This is a genomic window from Natronospirillum sp., assembly GCF_022565775.1.
GTDB lineage: Bacteria > Pseudomonadota > Gammaproteobacteria > Pseudomonadales > Natronospirillaceae > Natronospirillum.
The window spans coordinates 1-4,183 of record NZ_JAIUMC010000157.1; the positions used below are offsets into that span (position 1 = coordinate 1).

Consider the following 4,183-nt stretch of genomic DNA (forward strand, 5'->3'; position numbering starts at 1 on the left):
CTTCCATGCGGCATGCCGCCTTGCTGCTGGGCGAAGCCACCGACCCGTTTCTCAAGGTGTTGGCGTTTTATGAGAAGCACGGGGTGTTGGACTCTGTTGAGGCCTGGCAGGAATGCCGTATGGTGCGAAACATGGCAGCTCACGATTATGAAACCGAGTATGAACTGATTGCGGAGCATTTTAATCTGGTCCACTCATTGATTCCGATGCTGCTGTCGGTGTCTAAAGGTATATTGAGACTCATCAGCCAAGAGTTGTCGATTCACCCAAGCAGCAATGATTTTGATGCAGAGTTTAAGTCGATTGATTTGTAGGAGCTGCCTTGGCTGCGACCAGGGGCAGGGCGGCCCCACAGGTCGGGGCCAAGGCCCCTCCTACAAAATGCCTCATTCTGATTCTGTGGGAGGCGTGCCCCCACGCCGATATCGCCTCATTCTGTGGGAGGCGTGCCCCCACGCCGATATCGCGGTGGGGGCACCGCTCCCAGTGCGCCCGTGATGGTGTGTACACAGTCAGGTGAAAGTCCTGTCCGGGGTAAGCCCAGCCCCGTAGCAGAAGGTAACTGCGCCAGCGCGAGCTGGGGTGGAGAGCAACCGGATGCGAACTGGCAGTCCGCAGGAGACGAACTCGATTCGGCGGGGAGCAGTGGCGAGCCTGCTGGGAATTGGCGAAGCCTGAAACGCGCTCAGTACGTTGTTGGCGCAGATAAAACGATGCTGAGACTGCCCTTGTGGTTGGAGGCGGAATGTCGGGAAGTCTATACACAGTAAGCGGGGAGACCTGTCGGCCGAGGTGACGGCGGGCAGGAGTCAGAGCCTTCATAGTACCGCGCTGTCGAACAGAGGGGTTCAATGGCCGTGGAGAGGAGAAATCCGCCACCGAACGAGCTGGGGCGCATACCCTGCCTAAGGACCCGTCGACGACACGAGAGACTCAAGCAACATAACTTGAGTGTAGGGAAGGGAGGCAGGAAGGTAGATGCGAGACGAACAGAGATGAGCGACCGCGACAGCACAGAACCGACAGTGTCGAAGACGACTAAACAAGGTTCGTCAATGCCGCCCACAGAGTGGGAGTGGGTTGACCGTTCTATCTGGACAGACCGCATGTTGGCGGCGCTGGGTAACGGCGTCAAAGGACGTAAATGGTTCAGTCTGATCGACAAGGTCTATCGACCGCAGACCCTGTTCAATGCCTGGCTCAAAGTCCGGGAGAACAAAGGGGCGGCCGGTGTGGATGCTCAGAGCATCGAACGCTTTGAGGCCAACCACCCGACCTATCTACGCGAATTGAGCGAGGCGCTGGAAGACGGCACTTACCGGCCTTCAGCCATTCGCCGCGTGGAGATCCCGAAAGCGGGCGGAAAGACGCGCCCACTCGGGATACCTACGGTCAAAGACCGTATCGTGCAGACAGCGGTAAAGCGCACTATTGAACCGATCTTTGAACAGCAGTTCCTGGACATGAGCTATGGCTTTCGACCCGGTCGTGGCTGCAAAGATGCCCTGAGGGAAGTGAACCGTCTACTGAAAGCGGGGTATACCCACGTCGTAGACGCTGACCTTCAAGGCTATTTTGACAGCATCCCACACGATCGTCTGATGTCGCGAGTAGAAGAAGACATCAGCGATAGTCGCCTGCTGGCCTTACTAGCCAACTGGCTCAAACAGGATGTAATGGCAGGAGTGGCGCGCTGGACCCCGACAAGAGGGACACCGCAAGGCGCCATCATCAGTCCACTGCTGGCGAATCTGTACCTGCATCCACTGGACCAGAAGATGACCGCCGCCGGCTATCGAATGATACGCTACGCGGATGACTTCGTGGTGCTGTGCTGCAGCACAGAAGAGGCTGAGGCTGCACTGGCCACCATACGGGACTGGGTTGCCTCGGCAGGCCTGACACTGCATCCCGAGAAAACACACGTGGGAGACTGCCGCCAACAGGGGCAAGGCTTCGACTTTCTCGGTTATCGGTTCGAGGGTGGAAAACGCTGGATCCGGCGTAAAAGCCTACGCGCGTACAAAGACAAAGTCCGTCAGAAGACACGCCGTACAGAAGGCAAAAGCCTGAAACAGGTGTGCGCTAACCTGAGGCCGATGCAACGGGGCTGGTTCGCCTACTTCCAGCACGCCCATCCAGCCTTGTTCCGCGAGTTGGATGGGTTTACCCGACGGCGGCTGCGTGCGATGCTGCGTAAGCAGGAGAAGCGCCCGGGCGCGGGCCTCAGTCCGTTGGACTCACACCGCTGGCCAAACCGTTACTTCGCGGCGGCGGGCCTCTTCACCTTAACGACGGCCCACCAGATCGCGAGCCAATCACGATGTTGAAACTACCGACTGGAGAGCCGTGTGCGGGAGAACCGCACGCACGGTTCGGAGGGCGGGGAGGCTATGCCTTCCCGACCCCTATCAGCGACTCTGTCTGTGCCGCCACAAAGGAGAAGGCCACCGGAAGCGGCCCGTCAAAGGCGGCCACCATTGGCACATCATCGCCTGCAGCACTGCGCAGTTCGGCCGCCAGATCATCGGGCAGATGCGCTTGTGCAGTGATCTCTCTCAGTCCGATTTCCCGGCACAGATGAGGCGGTGCCGATGGCAACTGCGCTGATGCGGAAAACACCGTGGCTGGTTCTGCATTGAACTCTGGCAGAAACGGTCGTACACGTTCAATATTTTCCGGGAAGGCCAGTAGCTCCGGCACTTCGACTGCCGCCTGTTTAAGGGCTTCGGCTTCTGGTTCACCGACCACCGAACCCAACCCATGCTTTGAGTTCCAGACTACGAAACCGCTCTGATACTGATGTTCTGCCACCTGGGAACCTTCCCTCTGCAGCAGGTCACGTGTCTCTACCCACCGTGGCAGGTCTGGCAGATGGGAGTGAAGGTGCTGCATCATCTCTTGCATTTTCCGACCCCCAGCCACAGGCTCAAAGACAAAGGTTATCCTCACTTTTGCCACGCCGACAATAATGCCGAACTTCCACCCTGGTGGGTTGCCAGCAGCCGTCGATTTCTTCCAGCGCGAGCTGATGGTCGCTACCGGCGACGGCGTCATCTTTGAGGCCCCAGCGCTGAACCAGGCCAGTGGCCGTGTCATCCTGATTGTAGCGCGTACGAATGTCGATGATGAGGTGGTCGGACTCCTCCGTATCAATCAGATCATGAAAAACCGCCCAGGCTTCGGGGGTATCTTGGGCTTCCTTGCATTCGTTGAGGTCCGTTTCCAGTGACTGGTCGCGCTCCCAGTCGGTCACTGCGGGCTCAAACCCCATATCAGCGGGTATCCGGTCCAAATAGTTCGCCCATTCAGGCTGGGCAAAGAAATCGTCGTCAGGCTCATTAGCGCAACCGGCAACCAATCCCGCCAAAACCAACAGTAATAGTCGTTGCAGACGACCCATTAAACATCTCCTAGCTGATTTTCCAACCGCTTGAACTGAAGGCTGATTATAATCGCTTCAAGTAATCCCTTCGGATGCTCCACCAGTTGACTGAGCTCCTAGTGCCTAGTGATTGTAGCGCACAACCTGGAAATCGATCGGCTTGTAGTGGAAATTGTTGGACTGCCCGGCGGAACAAGCGGTCATCGCCACCAGAAGGGGCATCTCTGCTTGCAGACGCACGAAGTCACCCGCCTTACTGAGTGGTGGCAAGACCTGGAACTCACCCGTTTTGGCGTTTATCGCTACGTGCATAAAGACGTTAAAGGCGATGGGTATTCGATCGACGCCAATGCCATACGAGGCCAATGCGGTCGCCAGGTTGCCCTCACAGCCAGGCCGGTCCTCGGTCTCGCCATAGATGATTCGGAAGGTATCTTTCGAGCAGGGTGTCAACGTGAAATCGTGTCGTCCGCAGCTATCCTCCAGGATGGTGAACATGGGCTGGCTGCGATTCGAATACAACACATCGCCTGTTGTTAGCCATAGGCGCGAAGCGTAATCGAGGGATCGACCTGATGACAGATACTCCTCATGATCGGAACGTCGAAAGGCGACCAGGTCACTTACCTGCTGGCCGTTGGGGTCGATAATTACCAGCACGTCGCCAACGCCGAGCTCGGCCGTCTGCGCTGAGCAGGGCGAAATCCGCACCGTCGTGAAGTCTGTGTTCATGACTTGTCCTTAAAGTCATACGGGCACCGCCAGTCGGCCTCGACTTTGCGGCCACTGTATTGTCTG

General features: G+C 57.5%; 4 protein-coding genes and 1 pseudogene. 2 read left to right on the forward strand and 3 right to left on the reverse strand.

What is annotated here, in order from left to right; genetic code table 11:
* Together LAT62_RS16105 and ltrA are read left to right on the forward strand one after the other, a co-directional pair.
* Positions 1 to 314: pseudogene (locus tag LAT62_RS16105) on the forward strand (hypothetical protein); the annotation flags it as partial.
* A 792-nt stretch (positions 315 to 1,106) separates the two neighbouring features.
* Positions 1,107 to 2,330, forward strand: a complete 1,224-nt coding sequence (gene ltrA, locus LAT62_RS16110; RefSeq protein ID WP_293386221.1) for a group II intron reverse transcriptase/maturase — start codon at positions 1,107 to 1,109, stop codon at positions 2,328 to 2,330.
* A gap of 61 nt (positions 2,331 to 2,391) precedes the next feature.
* On the opposite strand, the gene LAT62_RS16115 is transcribed toward ltrA, so the two are convergent.
* From LAT62_RS16115 to LAT62_RS16125, 3 genes are all read right to left on the reverse strand, one after another.
* Positions 2,392 to 2,898, reverse strand: a complete 507-nt coding sequence (locus tag LAT62_RS16115; RefSeq protein ID WP_293386223.1) for a hypothetical protein — start codon at positions 2,896 to 2,898, stop codon at positions 2,392 to 2,394.
* A 31-nt stretch (positions 2,899 to 2,929) separates the two neighbouring features.
* Positions 2,930 to 3,403, reverse strand: coding sequence for a hypothetical protein (locus tag LAT62_RS16120; protein WP_293386225.1), 474 nt, complete (start codon positions 3,401 to 3,403; stop codon positions 2,930 to 2,932).
* Between the two features lie 105 nt (positions 3,404 to 3,508).
* Positions 3,509 to 4,117: an urea carboxylase-associated family protein gene (locus LAT62_RS16125; RefSeq protein WP_293386227.1), complete on the reverse strand. Its 609-nt coding sequence runs from the start codon at positions 4,115 to 4,117 to the stop codon at positions 3,509 to 3,511.
* Positions 4,118 to 4,183: the final 66 nt, after the last annotated feature.

Excerpts from the sequence above, each read along its gene's own strand:
- ltrA (WP_293386221.1), top strand. The coding sequence starts at position 1,107 with ATGTTGGCGGCGCTGGGTAACGGCGTCAAAGGACGTAAATGGTTCAGT.
- LAT62_RS16115 (WP_293386223.1), bottom strand. The coding sequence starts at position 2,898 with ATGATGCAGCACCTTCACTCCCATCTGCCAGACCTGCCACGGTGGGTA.
- LAT62_RS16120 (WP_293386225.1), bottom strand. The coding sequence starts at position 3,403 with ATGGGTCGTCTGCAACGACTATTACTGTTGGTTTTGGCGGGATTGGTT.
- LAT62_RS16125 (WP_293386227.1), bottom strand. The coding sequence starts at position 4,117 with ATGAACACAGACTTCACGACGGTGCGGATTTCGCCCTGCTCAGCGCAG.